This window comes from Chitinophaga sp. 30R24 (genome assembly GCF_049056765.1).
Taxonomy (GTDB): Bacteria; Bacteroidota; Bacteroidia; order Chitinophagales; family Chitinophagaceae; genus Chitinophaga.
Genome location: NZ_JBJGXX010000009.1, coordinates 130,482 through 144,479, shown reverse-complemented (window position 1 = coordinate 144,479; position 13,998 = coordinate 130,482). Strand labels below are relative to the sequence as shown.

At 45.9% G+C, this 13,998-nt stretch carries 9 protein-coding genes and 2 tRNA genes; 8 read left to right on the top strand and 3 right to left on the bottom strand.

Annotated elements, in window-relative coordinates; translation table 11 throughout:
- Positions 1–22: 22 nt before the first annotated feature.
- Positions 23–445: a hypothetical protein gene (locus ACDQ55_RS17265; protein ID WP_420982703.1), complete on the bottom strand. Its 423-nt coding sequence runs from the start codon at positions 443–445 to the stop codon at positions 23–25.
- Positions 446–964: 519 nt separating this feature from the next.
- Here ACDQ55_RS17265 and ACDQ55_RS17260 point away from each other — a divergent pair.
- The 3 genes from ACDQ55_RS17260 (at position 965) to ACDQ55_RS17250 (ending at position 2,489) form a co-directional block, all read left to right on the top strand.
- Positions 965–1,038: transfer RNA gene (locus ACDQ55_RS17260), tRNA-Arg, on the top strand.
- A 142-nt stretch (positions 1,039–1,180) separates the two neighbouring features.
- Positions 1,181–1,254 (top strand) — tRNA-Arg (locus ACDQ55_RS17255).
- Positions 1,255–1,481: 227 nt separating this feature from the next.
- On the top strand, positions 1,482–2,489 hold the full coding sequence (locus ACDQ55_RS17250) for a hypothetical protein (protein ID WP_420982702.1): 1,008 nt from the start codon (positions 1,482–1,484) through the stop codon (positions 2,487–2,489).
- Positions 2,490–2,540: 51 nt separating this feature from the next.
- Here the strand turns inward: ACDQ55_RS17250 and ACDQ55_RS17245 are convergent, their stop codons facing one another.
- Both ACDQ55_RS17245 and tkt read right to left on the bottom strand, forming a co-directional pair.
- Positions 2,541–3,290 (bottom strand): HAD-IIB family hydrolase, encoded by a 750-nt coding sequence (locus ACDQ55_RS17245; protein WP_420982701.1) that lies wholly within the window; start codon positions 3,288–3,290, stop codon positions 2,541–2,543.
- Positions 3,287–5,392, bottom strand: coding sequence for a transketolase (gene tkt / locus ACDQ55_RS17240; protein WP_420982700.1), 2,106 nt, complete (start codon positions 5,390–5,392; stop codon positions 3,287–3,289). The genes ACDQ55_RS17245 and tkt overlap by 4 nt, the downstream gene beginning before the upstream one ends.
- Positions 5,393–5,806: 414 nt before the next feature.
- Here tkt and ACDQ55_RS17235 point away from each other — a divergent pair, with 414 nt between their 5' ends.
- The 5 genes from ACDQ55_RS17235 to ACDQ55_RS17215 all read left to right on the top strand — a co-directional run bounded on the left by ACDQ55_RS17235 (position 5,807) and on the right by ACDQ55_RS17215 (position 13,994).
- On the top strand, positions 5,807–8,941 hold the full coding sequence (locus ACDQ55_RS17235; RefSeq protein ID WP_420982699.1) for a SusC/RagA family TonB-linked outer membrane protein: 3,135 nt from the start codon (positions 5,807–5,809) through the stop codon (positions 8,939–8,941).
- A 21-nt stretch (positions 8,942–8,962) separates the two neighbouring features.
- Positions 8,963–10,318, top strand: coding sequence for a RagB/SusD family nutrient uptake outer membrane protein (locus ACDQ55_RS17230; RefSeq protein WP_420982698.1), 1,356 nt, complete (start codon positions 8,963–8,965; stop codon positions 10,316–10,318).
- Positions 10,319–10,344: 26 nt separating this feature from the next.
- Positions 10,345–11,691, top strand: coding sequence for a DoxX family protein (locus ACDQ55_RS17225; RefSeq protein WP_420982697.1), 1,347 nt, complete (start codon positions 10,345–10,347; stop codon positions 11,689–11,691).
- Between the two features lie 10 nt (positions 11,692–11,701).
- Positions 11,702–13,369: a hypothetical protein gene (locus ACDQ55_RS17220; RefSeq protein ID WP_420982696.1), complete on the top strand. Its 1,668-nt coding sequence runs from the start codon at positions 11,702–11,704 to the stop codon at positions 13,367–13,369.
- A 61-nt stretch (positions 13,370–13,430) separates the two neighbouring features.
- Positions 13,431–13,994, top strand: coding sequence for a c-type cytochrome (locus tag ACDQ55_RS17215; protein ID WP_420982695.1), 564 nt, complete (start codon positions 13,431–13,433; stop codon positions 13,992–13,994).
- Positions 13,995–13,998: the final 4 nt, after the last annotated feature.

Below are 13,998 nucleotides of genomic sequence, written 5' to 3'. Positions count from 1 at the left end.
ATGTCTATTGTGGTTAGGGTTATTAGGGTTTTGGATCCTCTGATCCTGAACAGAACTGAGGGCAAGGAAGGCCTGAATCCAGTATTTTACCCATAGCCATAGCTTTTGATACAATGCCATCTGCAGGTGCAACAGCAGGTGTTTCTGAAGGTACAATATCGTTACCATGTTCGTCTACCGCTACCAGGATCATTTTCTTTTCTTTAATACCGTCGCCATCTGTATCGATTTTAATACCGTAATAAATTCTTAAAGCTACCGCACCTGGTTGGTCCAGTAGTTCTATTATTTTATCTTTACCAAAGCACATGGCCCGCACGTGGGAGTCAAAAGATTTTTGGTTTGCATGATCATCGTCATGATTTTTGGTAAGTGTTTTCATTTCTGCTAATGAAATAAAGGCCCCTGTATCAGAGGAAATAGTTTTTTTTGTAGAATTACCCATGGTGTTAATGTATTAGTTATGAGGTAAAATTATTATAAATTACCAGATATCCAAGTATGCATTAACAAGGAGTGCCAGGTGTAAAAAATGGCTTTTTAGAGCTAAACCGCTATTATATTGCATTCTGATTATTTTCATATATTTTTATCCAGGGGCTGATTCCGTAGGTTTCTCTGTAAAATGCGTATTTATACGTATGGTCCTATGGGGAATACAATTTAAATATAAAGATAATGTTTTTATAGTATATAATATTTATTTTTATGTTAATGATAAGAATTGGTACCCACACCTGGTTTTAAGTACAAGTTCTGGTGACGCGAGAAGTAGAGTGGGAGCAGATGCGCTTATGTAACTACATCGGCTATACGGAAATAACCAGTGGCAATGTAATCGTTATCAGAAATAACAGCGCTGTATATATCCGTATAATCATTGCCGTATTTTTTTTTGGAAAAATTTTATTTTTTTTGCTGAATTTAAAATAAATCCTACATTTGCAATCCCAAACAGGGAAATGGCTTCATAGCTCAACTGAATAGAGCATTTGACTACGAATCAAAAGGTTTCTGGTTTGAATCCAGATGAGGTCACAAAAAAAGAAAATGCTGCAGCTTCCTGCGGCATTTTCTATCAAAAAAAAATACTTGAAGAAAAGCTATCAGGTATAAAAAGTTGAAAAATAATTTGTTAGGATTAAAAAATGTATTACATTTGCAATCTCAAACAGAGAATGGCTTCATAGCTCAACTGAATAGAGCATTTGACTACGAATCAAAAGGTTTCTGGTTTGAATCCAGATGAGGTCACAAAAGGACGGATACAGTGTATAACTGATTCGTCCTTTTTTGTTATTAACAGTTCCCTATCTTTCCCTTTAAAGTACCTTCCACCATTTTCCTTACTGATAAAAAAACTACCCCTTCTGCAGGCTCTGTGGCTGGTTACCTGGAAATTAATGTATCAGGGCAGATCTATAAAAAACATTATCTTTTAACTGTTGTTAGTAGATTATCCAATATCGGAAACCAGTATTATGATACGGATAAAAAAAGAAGGCATCCTCCTGAAACCAACTACACAGGATTTTGAAAATGAAGGAGTATTGAATCCCGCTACCATCCGGGTAAATGATGAAATATTCCTTTATTACAGGGCCGTGCAGCATGGGAATCACTCCAGCATCGGGTTTTGTAAACTGAGCAATCCCTTAACCGTAGGAGAGCGGTTGGAAAAACCGTTGTTGTTACCGGAAAACGATTATGAAGCAAAGGGCCTGGAAGATCCCCGGGTAGTGAGGATAGATGATGTGTTTCATCTTACCTACACTGCCTACGACGGTGTTACCGCTTGTGCGGCCCTGGCCACTTCTACTGATGGCGTAACATTCGAGAAAAAAGGTTTGTTGGGCGCGCAAATGCATTATGATGAATTTATACGCCTGGCATCCACGCAGGGCCCGCTTAATGAAAAGTATGCACGTTACAACAGTATTAATAAGATGCTATGGGATAAAGATGTCGTTTTCTTTCCCAGGAGGATTCAGGGTAAACTATACTTCCTGCACCGCATCAAACCAGATGTGCAGCTGGTATGTGTAAATGACCTGTCGGAGTTAACATACGATTTTTGGAAAGAATATTACCTGCACTTTCAAGATCACCTGTTTCTTACCCCCAGGTACCCGCATGAACACAGTTATGTGGGGGCTGGTTGCCCGCCAGTAGAAACGGAATATGGTTGGTTATTGATTTACCATGGTGTGCACCAAACAACTGAAGGATATGTATATGTAGGTTGCGCGGCCCTCATGGACCTGGAAGATCCACGTAAGGAGATTGCGCGGTTGCCGCACCCCATTCTAGTGCCGGAAAGGGTTTGGGAGGTCCGGGGAGATGTAGATAATGTTTGTTTCCCTACTGGTACTGTATTGGAAGGGGATGCGCTCTACATTTACTATGGTGCAGGAGATGAGGTAATTGCTACCGGTGTAGTCAGTTTGTCGGAATTACTAAATCAATTACTGGCCCATAAGGCAAAATAAAGTGAAGGCGCCTCAAACGTTTGAGGCGCCTTCACTTTATCGCATATGCCTTTACAAGTCTGTATAGCAAAATATTATAGTTTCAATAATCCGTTTTGTTTCTTCAGGGTCCCTTACTTTAACGCAGTCTACTCCTGTTTCTTTGGCCGGGTAATCATTGCCTCCCGGAAAGATCGCATCGCCGGCAAATAGCATTTCTTCCAGCGGGATCACGAGGATGTCGCGTAGCTTCCGGATCCCATAGGCTTTATCGATGCCAGGTTTGGTAATATCTACGGAAGTAGTGCCACCCAGGCTAACCGAAAATTCAGGGATTAGTTTTTCAAGTAATGTCTGCATCTTTTTTCTTTTGGTAAAGTCGGGGTCCCATTTTTTCTTTTCTTCCAGCGGGGCTTCCTGGCCCAGCGCAGAGAACGTGATCTGGCTGCCACGGTCTTCTATGGGAACTCCCCAGAGCCTAGGGGCTTTATAGCCTAGTGTAGAGATCACCTGGTTTAACGCATTGATGATCTTTTGTTTCTCTGTACTGGAAAAATCTTCTGCATATAATTTTTCCCATTCGCCGTTATATTCATAAAATTGCGTGCCACATGTAGGCAAGATAGAGAGCCGCTGTAGGCGCTCATCTGCTGGTAAATGGGCCAGCACCTGCGTTTGGAACTGGGGCCATGCACCCCCCGATATAATGGCCACCCTGGCCACGCCCAAGAGTGCATGCAGCAGTTGGCTCATTTCTTCATCTACGGCAGACTTACTTTCTGCCAGGGTGCCATCCAGGTCAAATACCACCAATTTTTTCATGTGTTTTGAGGTGTTGTTACAGATCGGATTTTCAGCAGGGCAAACGCGCGCTGCACAATATTTTCTACGGTAAAGCCAAATTCACGTAACATTAGCGGTCCGGGTGCGGAAGCGCCAAAGCGGTCTATGGAAATAATATCGCCGCTGTTGCCAGTATACCGGTGCCATCCTTGTGATATGCCTGCTTCTACGGCTATCCTGGCTGTAATGTCAGGAGGCAGCACCTGGTCGCGGTATTCCTGCGTTTGGGTATCAAATAGTTCCCAACTAGGTAACGATACGGTGCGTACGGCAACATGGGCTTTTTTCAGTTCTTCCTGTGCGGCTACGATCAGGTCTACTTCCGATCCGGTGGCCATCAGTATCAGTTCCGGTTGTCCATCTGCGGCGTCCTGCAATATATAGCCGCCATAGTGCAGTTGATCGGCTGCGCCATATTGGCTCCGGTCTAATGTGGCCACGTTTTGACGGGTGAGCACCAGGGCAACAGGCTTATCCGGGATTTCGATGGCCATCTGCCAGGCAGTAATGGTTTCGTTGGCATCTGCCGGACGGATTACCACCAGGTTGGGGATGGCCCGTAGCGCAGCCAGCAGTTCTACTGGCTGGTGGGTGGGGCCATCTTCTCCCATGGCGATACTATCGTGTGTAAATACGTAAATTACTTTTAATGCCGATAAGGCGGCCAACCGTATCGATGGGCGCATATAATCAGAAAAGGTCAGGAAGGTGGCGCAGAACGGGATGATGCCGCCATGCGCTGCCATGCCGTTGGAAATGGCCCCCATGGCATGTTCCCGGACGCCATACTGTACGTTCCTGCCTTCATAGCTCCATACGCCGCCGGCGGCGCCTTGCAGATCGCCGTTCTTCATCGCGGCGCTCTCAAAGTTCCCGGCATCTTTCAACTCTGTATTGGTAGACGTATTAAGATCTGCGGAGCCTCCGATGAAGCCGGGTAAATACTTGAAGAAAGCCTGCATCACTTTGCCGGAAGCGGCTCTGGTGGCCATACCTTTACTATCCGCCGGAAAAGGGGTAATGTCTTTGGTCCAGTTTTCCGGAATCTGTTGATGTATCAATGAACGGAGCTCTTGTGCCAAATCCGGGTATTTCTGCGCATAGATCACCATGCGCTCTTCCCATTTTGTAGACAACTGCTGGCCAACGTCAACAGCGCTACGAAAATGTGCCAGTGCTTCTTCCGGTATCAGAAAAGCAGGTTCCACTGGCCAGCCCAGGTTTTCCTTGGTGAGCTTTACTTCCTCTTTTCCAAGGGGAGAGCCATGGGCGGCACAGGTATCTTGTTTGTTCGGAGAGCCGTAACCGATATGGGTACGGACCAATATCAGGGAAGGCCGGTCGGTAACCGCCTGTGCATCGCGGATAGCTTGCTCAATGGCTTCCAGGTTGTTGCCGTCGTCTATTTTTAACGTATGCCAACCATACGATTGAAACCGCAAGGCATGGTCTTCTGTAAAGGTAACCGGTGTGGCGGAAGCCAATGTGATCCGGTTATCGTCGTATAGGTATATCAGTTTCCCTAACCGCAGATGCCCGGCCAGAGAGGCGGCTTCGGCAGCTACGCCTTCCATTAGGTCGCCATCGCTCACAATCGCATACGTATAATGGTCTATCACTGGGTCGCCCGGACGGTTGTACTTTGCCGCTAGGTAAGCTTCTGCCATTGCAATGCCTACGCCATTAGCAAATCCTTGACCTAATGGTCCTGTGGTCACTTCTACGCCAGGTGCATGGTGCCGTTCCGGATGCCCCGGCGTTTTGCTGCCCCATTGCCGGAATTGTTTGATCTCATTCAAGGAAAGATCATACCCTGTGAGATGTAGCAAGCTGTACAACAACATGGAACCATGTCCGGCAGATAACACAAAACGGTCCCTGTTAAACCAATTAGGATCGGAGGGATTATGCTGCAAAAATTTTGTCCACAGCACATAAGCCATGGGAGCAGCGCCTAAAGGCATACCTGGATGCCCGCTATCGGCTTTCTGCACAGCATCTACAGAAAGAAAACGGATTGTATTGACACATAACTCATCCAGCGCTGCAGGATTGGGAATAAGAGAAGTGTTGGTACTCATGGAATTTTCTTTTTGGTGTGAATAACCACACTTAGGTCAACAAACATCATGCACAGAAGGTTGCCGGGAATATTTTTTAATTAGTCTACTTAAATTATAGACTTTTAGAAAAATATTGTATTATTGTAGCCAGACAGCTTTCCGGATTTGCGTACGGAGAATACTATCCGCCTGTTGATATGACCGTCTTATCTTTCAAAATTTAACTTACATGCATACGCTACCACACTTATTGAGGAAATTTTGCAGCGTGGAATATACTGCGAACCGATGTTAGAGAAAACCAATCACATATAAAAAGGGCCGGAACTGTTAGCGCAGTTCCGGCTGGTAAACAAGGCTGCCTGGACAATTATCAGTGATCGTATTAGCGTACTATCACCGGCCTCATTTTTTCATACCAAAGTAAAGATAATGAAAATTGCTATTGCATGCAGCTACGGGCTGCTGCTCTCAGCCGCTGCATGGGCCCAAACCTCGCAGCAGCCGAAAGATGCGGACACTACTTCTCCCGCGCACAAAACCGTTGTTCAGAACAACATCTCGCTTTCCGGAAGACTTATTGACGCCAAAAACCAGCAGCCGATAGGTGGCGCTTTGGTGCATATTAAAGGAACTACACACGAGGTACAAAGTGGTGTTAACGGAGAATTTTCTTTTTTAACCGGACAGAAGGTGCCTGTTATTTATCAGATCTCTGCCCTGGGCTATAAGCTGAAAGAAGTGTATGCCGACAGGGCCCATATAGGCAATATTACTTTAGAGGAATTGAGTACACAGCTGAATGATGTGGTAGTAGTAGGGTATGGCACCCGCAAAAGAAGGGATCTTACCAGCGCTGTTTCGTCTATTAAAGGGAGTGAAGTAACCAGTGTGCCGGTAGCCAGTTTTGATGCGCAGTTGCAAGGCCGCGCCGCGGGCGTGCAGATTAACTCGAATACAGGTGTGCCAGGTGATGGTGTGTTTGTGCGTGTACGCGGTACTACTTCTATCAATGCAGACAATGATCCGTTGTATATTATTGACGGGGTATTTATTAACAATAACAGTTTGCAAACGGTGAATACCGGTGGCAGATCTACTTCCCCATTGGCTGATATTAATCCTGCTGATATTGAAAATATTGAGGTATTAAAAGATGCGAGCGCTACGGCCATCTATGGCTCCAGGGGCGCCAACGGTGTGGTGATTGTTACTACCCGCCGTGGTAATTATAACTCAAAGGCTAAACTAAATCTCGATGTATCTGCCGGTGCGGCCTGGGCGCCTAAGCTTTGGGACCTCACCACCGGCCCTCAACATGCAGCACTGCTCAACGAATTTTACCGCAACTCCCTGGCCGATGCTACAGCTGCTAATGATAAAAATGGTATTGCTAAATATACTTACCTGCCTTTCCGGGCGCTCACAGATCACCCTGAAGCTACTCCGGCCCCCAGAGGGCTGCCACAAGACCAAAAAACGTACAACCGTTTAGGTGAGATCTTCCAAACCGCTCCCTTACAGAATTATAACTTGTCGCTCTCCGGAGGTAACCGCGATACCAAGTATTACTTTGGTGGTGGTTATTCCAAACAGGAATCCATTCTGAAACCAATTTCTTTTGAAAGGGCCAGTTTTAAACTGAATATAGACCAACGGGTAAACGATAAGGTAACTATTGGCGCCAGCAATAGTTTTTCCCGCAGTTACCGTACCCAAGGCCGTTCTGGCGATGGCCCCCAAGGTGGTCTTCTCCAGGCCGCCTTGCATACGCCCACTTACCTGCCGGAAAACAACCCGGATGGTACTCCCGCCCGCTGGGCAGGATTTGATAACGTACAGGTGCTCATAGATAACTATAACGTACATACGACGAGCCTGCGTTATATCGGTAATCTTTACCTCGACGCTACCTTACTACCTGATCTCAAATTCCATAGCACTTTCAGTATCGACTATAATAACTACAATGAATCGGAATACTGGAATAATCTTACCCAGCTAGGCGCTAGTCCTACTAATGGGTCGGCTACTTCTGCCATCACCCAGAACACTACCTGGATTAATGAACAGACATTGTCTTATCGCAAGCAATTTGGCACTAAGCATTTCTTCGGTATTCTTTTAGGTAATACGGTGCAAAGCAATACAGAAACGCTAACTGCCGCCCAGGGTTCAGGTTTTCCGAATAATTCTTATAAGCTGATATCGGCAGCGGCTACACGTACTTCTTCCCAGTCGTGGACCCGTAACAACCTTGCCTCTTTCTTCTCCAGGGTAGATTACAACTATGCAGGTAAGTACTATTTTGAGGCCAGTATCCGCGCAGATGGCTCTTCCAAATTTGGGAATAACGTAAAATGGGGGTACTTCCCGGCAGTAGGTGCTTCCTGGCGATTAAAGGATGAAAATTTCCTGAAGCATGTGAACAATATCAGCGACCTTAAGTTAAGGCTAAGCTATGGTGTTACTGGTAACCAGTCCGGAATCAGCAACTTCGCCTCAAAAGGATTGTGGTCTGGCGGCTCCGGCTATCCCGACAACAGCAGTGGCGATCAGCCAGGTACGGCGCCACAACAACTGTCTAACCCCAACCTGAGCTGGGAAAGAACAGCCCAAACGAATTTAGGAGTGGATATAGGCTTGTTGAAGAACCGCATCAACCTTACCACGGACATTTATACCAAATATACCAGCAGGGTATTGCTGCAATTGCCACAGCAAGGTGTTTCCGGCTTCGGTACCTACTATAGCAATGCCGGCGAAATCAGCAATAAAGGATATGAAATAGGCCTGAATACTATCAATATTACCACCCGCTCCTTTACATGGACCAGTAACTTTAACCTTGCAGGCAATACTAACCGGATAGAGAAGCTACCTACACCGATCTATCAGTATAACCGCGACTGGATCATTATGCAGCAAGGTTCGCCTATGTATTCTTTTTGGTTGTACAAACAGTTGGGGGTAGATCCCAAAACTGGTGATGTGATTTTCCAGGGTGAACAAAACGGTGTTTTGCCAGTATCTGCGCGCCAGGTGATGGGTAATGCCATGCCTAAGTTCTATGGGGGATTCAATAATACCCTTACTTATAAAGGCTTTGATCTGAGCATCCTGTTATCTTTCCAGTATGGCAATGATATATATAACCTGAACCGTTTTTTTGGAGAAGGGGGCGGTACAAGAGATGCTAACCGCGTATTGTTTGCAGACCAGTTGAACCGCTGGCAGAAACCCGGAGATATTACGGTGGTGCCAAGGCTCACTGCTTACGGTCTTAACTATACGGTAGACCAGAACAGCCGTTTTCTTGAAGACGGCTCTTTCCTGCGCCTCAAATCACTCACATTTGGCTATACCATCCCTAAATCGGTAACTGAAAGATTAAAGCTGCAACAGCTGCGGTTATACTTTATTGGTACAAACCTTTGGCTGCTTACTAAATACACAGGACCCGATCCGGAAGCCAATGTTACCGGTATACAAACTGTACAGGGACTGGATCTGGGCACGCCGCCGCAACCACGCAGTGTGCAATTTGGCCTGAACGTAACCCTTTAATCCATTTTAATCTGAGATTTTATGAAAGCATATCTGAAATATATTGCGGTTGTCTTTTCTATGCTGGGAACTTTATCATGCAGTAAATTCCTTGACGTGGCGCCCAGGGATGCGGTAGCTGATGATGCTACCATTGTTGATAAAACATCAGCCAATACCGCACTGCGTGGTGTATACAGGAAACTGGCCGGGGATAGCTACTATGGTTCCCTATTTCAAACATTTGGTTACCTGCCTGGTGATAATGTGCAGTGGACCGGCTCCCAATCAGTGATCCAACAGTTTATTACACATAGGATATCTGCAGACAATGGCAACCTGCAAAGTGTGTGGTCTAGTATTTACGCTACCATTAATGCAGCTAACAATGTGTTGGCAAAAGTGCCTGGCGTGCAGGATGCTACCTTTGCAGATGCAGAGAGGAAGCAGGTGCTGGGCGAAGCATATTTTCTTCGTGCTTTGTGCTATTTCGACCTGGCCAGAACCTGGGGAAATGTGCAGATAACGTTAACGCCTACATTAAACTCTACCGGTAAAAGCAATATTAAGAGCAGTACGCAGGTGCAGGTGTACCAACAGGTGCTTAGTGATCTTAATGCGGCAGATTCTTTGTTGAAGGTTCCCGCTACGCCCAATCCGGTGCGGGCCAACCAGGAAACTGTATGGGCATTAAAGTCGCGTTATTACCTTTATCAGGGAGATTGGTTACAGGCAGCTGCTTATGCATCCAAAGTGATCAGCGATACTAAAAACTATGTTCTGCAAAAGCCTTATAGTGCATTCTTCACCCCTGCCAGCGCTGTAGCTACCCGGGAGTCGGTGTTTGAGCTTTCCTACAGTGCTACTTATACCAATGGTCATCGCAATTATTGGCAACCGCCGGCTAACAATGGTACGCGGCAATGGGCGCCCTCCGACGCTTTTGTGAGCCTGGTGAACGACCCCGGAATAGGCGGCAACCGTAATGCACTCGTAGCCGTTACCTCCACTGGTTTATGGTATGGAAATCTCTACTACCGCAGCCCAGCTACTGATCCGGCTTATGTGATCCGCATTGCAGAATTATACCTGATCCGTGCAGAAGCGGAAGCGCAACAAAATCAACTGGATGCAGCAGCAGCAGACCTCAACGTTATACGCGACAGGGCAGGGTTACAACCCACTACCGCTACTGGTAAAGAAGACCTGCTGCTAGCCGTTGAAAATGAAAGACGGATTGAATTCGCATTGGAACCACATCGCTGGTTCGACCTGGTTCGTACCGGCCGTGCAGCCACCGTACTCAATGTAACAGACACAAGATTATATTTCTTCCCAATCCCTGCCAGTGAAGTAGTGTTATCGAATGGCAATCTGAAACAAAACGATGGTTACTGATCTTATCACTTTATAACAATACACTAATGAGTAACGTTACTTTCGGGGAAACTCCCGCCTGGAAAGATTATGAGAAGATCGGCTTTAGGATAGTGTTTATTTATTTTTTGTTGCAGGCATTGCCGCTTGACTGGAAATTTTACCACTGCCTTTTTACCACTTCTCTTTTTCATCTTCATTATGAAGATATTTTTAACCTGGCGAATTATACTACCAGGTTTGCTGCCGGTCCTGCTACTTACCTCGATTGGGCCATTCTGCTGGCTTTGGCGATTATAGGCGCCGGTATCTGGACCTATCTGGATAAGGGCCGTACCCACGCGTATAATGCCACTTTCTATTGGTTACGGGTGATACTCCGTTACCGGTTGGCGCTGTCTGTGCTGGCTTATGGCTTCCTGAAGTTTTTTGCCCTGCAGGCGCCTTATCCATCGCTGAGCAGCCTGAATACCCCTTACGGCGATTTTACCCGTTGGAAACTTTTTTCCCTTAGTTTAGGCATTGTACCTTCTTATGAACTCTTCCTTGGATTGGTGGAAATTATCCTGGCCATATTGCTGCTGTTTAGAAGAACGGCTTCTATCGGCGCCTTTATTTTCCTCATTTTCTGCGGTAATATTTTTATGTCTAATCTGGCTTATGAAGGCGGCGACCAGGTATACAGCCTGCTCCTTATTTCTTTTGCCTTAGTAGTGTTCAGCTTCGATGCCCAGCGCGTTGTACGATTGCTCATTTTGCAACAACCCACTGCTGCTGCTACGTTCAAACCCGTTTTTGAAGGGGTAAAACGCTATGGCCGGCTAACACTAAAAACATTGTTCCTGTTGTTTTTTGTAGTGATTTATGGGATTAAAACCGGCGTTGGCGCTAAACAGGATGTTTATCAATATCCCACAACCCCAGGATTGACAGCCAGCAAAGGTTTATATAATGTAGCGACGTTTATCGTGAACGGTGATACGCTGGCTTATTCCCCTACAGATACTTTGCGCTGGAATAATGTGGTGTTTGAAGAATGGAATACCATTAGTATCCGTAGTAACAAACCTGCCCCCATAGATGCCAATAACCAACACCTGGTTTCTGGTAATAACGCAGAACGGCTGTACGAAATTGAAGGTACTAATGGCCGTCATTATTACAGCTATACGGTAGATACCACCCGTCAGTTGCTTATACTGCAAAACAGGCTGCCACAATCAACCGAATCTTTTTCCCTGCATTATTCCCGCCCGGATAAGAACAGCATCATATTAAGTGGCATCGCTTATAGCCGGGATTCTATTTATGTAGTGCTGGAAAAGGTCAACAAAAAATACCTGTTGGAAGAAGTGGCTAACGGTAGAGGAAGAATCAGGACATTAAAATTATAAACTTATTATCATGGCTCAGATTACACACACATTATCCGGTGAAATAGTGATCAGGGAAGGTGCTGCACAAGTTCCGCCTGCAACTGACGCTACTTTATCCCAGTTGCCGGCCTGGAAGGAATATCAACTGATCTTATTCCGCATCGCTTTTATCTTCTTTATTGCCATCTCTGTTCCTAATAGTGCGGAATGGTATAAACAGTTAGTGCAACTGAACTGGTTCCACCTCAACTATCGTGATCTCTATGATATCGCCCGTTTTGGTTCCGGTATTAACTTTCTGGGGAATACTATTTTCGGCAGCCAGTTGCTAGGATATGCCAATTGGGTCACCACTTTGCTGGTGGCTATTGGGGGTAGCCTTATCTGGACCGTTGTTGTGAAAGTGAGAAAATTGCCACGCAAAGAATATTACCGTGCAGCATACTGGCTCCGCGTAGTAGTAAGATATCGTGCTGGTATAGGTATCATCGGTTTTGGTTTTACGAAGTTGTTGCCACTGCAAATGCCTTATCCATCCCTGGGTATTTTAAATACCAACTTCGGTGACCTTACCGCTCAAAAGATCTACTGGCTATCCATCGGTATTGTACCGTGGTACCAGGTGTTTGCAGGTGTGGTAGAAATAACTGCCGGTACCTTGTTGTTTTTCCGGAAAACCACTACACTGGGAGCCATTCTTCTGTTGGGCGCATTGGGCGACATTGTATATGTGAATTTTGCCTATGACGGCGGTGTACATGTATATAGCAGTTACTTTGTACTGTTGTCTGCTTTCCTGCTGGTAAATGATGTGCCTAAAATATATCGTTTGCTGGTACAGGAACGTTTCACCGTACCGGTAAATTTTTATCCTTCGTTTTCACAGCCCTGGTTGAAATATACCCGGATCGGGCTGAAGTCGCTCACTATCTTCCTGTTCCTGGGTGTATTGTTTTACCTGCAATACATCAATTTTCGCTACGATCCATATAAGCAACCGGCAGTAGCCGGTGTAAAAGAATTGCGTGGCAATTACCAGGTAACGGAATTCAGGATCAATAACCAGGTGATCCCATATTCACCTGTAGACACGGTACGTTGGCAGGAAGCTACTTTTGAGGATTGGTCTACCTTCACTTTCAGGGTCAATAAGCCACATCCGCTTGACTTATCCAATGGTGGTGGTGATCCGCAACGGGATGTGAACCGTACCTTCGAGATCACCGGTCTTGCAGGCGGGCAACGGGCTTTCCATTATTATGCTGATGAAGTGAATAAGGTATTGTATCTGGAGGATAAGTATAAGCCTATTCCCGACAGGCGTAACCGTACCGCCGGTGTAGGGGGTGACGGGGGCGCAGTGCCGGATAAAGTAGCAGAAAGGGCTATGAGTCGCCAGTCGGTCAAAAAGAAAACCAAAGAAAAATGGATTCCTGCCGAAGCGCTCAAAAATATAGGAGATGAAGCCGTAAAAATTAATCCGCTGGCATTATCTGCCCGAAGGGCAAAAGATTATGCAGCAACGCCGGCAAATGAATTCCGTAAGAGATTTATCGTGAAATATACCACCGCGGATGGCTCGCATATAGTGCTCAGTGGTGTTGATGAAAATAAAGACAGTATTTATGTGGTGCTGGATCGCGTAAATAAGCAATATGCCTTGTCGCGTAGCACTTTGCAGGCGGGAAATTATTAGCTAACAAGCCGCCTTTACGGCGGGGCTTTATACTTCGTGGAACCACCAGTATTTTGAAGATATGCTGATACAATATAGATACGCTTGCCTGGTAGCCATAGCAGTATGGGGAATGGCTTGCCACGATGTAGCCTCCCAGTCTTCGGAGCGGGAATGGCCGGTACATTTTGGGTTTGGAAAAACGGCCACTGCTGCACAGATAGATTCGCTGGATATCGCTATTCGCCCCGATGGCAACGGGCTGCCGCCGGGTAGTGGTAATGCCGTTTCCGGTAAGAAAATTTACCTGGCAAAATGCGCGCTTTGTCATGGTGAAACCGGCGCAGAACCTACGCCTAACCGCCTGGTAGCGCCTATAGGCGACACTGCCCATGTAAAGACCATTGGCAACTATTGGCCGTATGCAACTACTATATTTGATTATATCCGCCGTGCAATGCCCTTTAATGCACCAGGATCGCTTAGCAATGATGAAGTGTACCATCTTACTGCTTTCCTTTTATACCGTAATCAGATCATCGATAGTACCCTGCAGCTTAATGCCATGAACCTGCCGAAGATAGTGATGCCGGCGAAAAAATATTATGTAGACGATGACCGCCGCGGTGGCAACGAAATAAAATAGTAAA

Coding starts and splice junctions, on each gene's coding strand:
- ACDQ55_RS17250 (WP_420982702.1), top strand. CDS start 1,482: ATGATACGGATAAAAAAAGAAGGCATCCTCCTGAAACCAACTACACAG.
- ACDQ55_RS17235 (WP_420982699.1), top strand. CDS start 5,807: ATGAAAATTGCTATTGCATGCAGCTACGGGCTGCTGCTCTCAGCCGCT.
- ACDQ55_RS17265 (WP_420982703.1), bottom strand. CDS start 445: ATGGGTAATTCTACAAAAAAAACTATTTCCTCTGATACAGGGGCCTTT.
- ACDQ55_RS17225 (WP_420982697.1), top strand. CDS start 10,345: ATGAGTAACGTTACTTTCGGGGAAACTCCCGCCTGGAAAGATTATGAG.
- ACDQ55_RS17230 (WP_420982698.1), top strand. CDS start 8,963: ATGAAAGCATATCTGAAATATATTGCGGTTGTCTTTTCTATGCTGGGA.
- ACDQ55_RS17215 (WP_420982695.1), top strand. CDS start 13,431: ATGCTGATACAATATAGATACGCTTGCCTGGTAGCCATAGCAGTATGG.
- ACDQ55_RS17220 (WP_420982696.1), top strand. CDS start 11,702: ATGGCTCAGATTACACACACATTATCCGGTGAAATAGTGATCAGGGAA.
- tkt (WP_420982700.1), bottom strand. CDS start 5,392: ATGAGTACCAACACTTCTCTTATTCCCAATCCTGCAGCGCTGGATGAG.
- ACDQ55_RS17245 (WP_420982701.1), bottom strand. CDS start 3,290: ATGAAAAAATTGGTGGTATTTGACCTGGATGGCACCCTGGCAGAAAGT.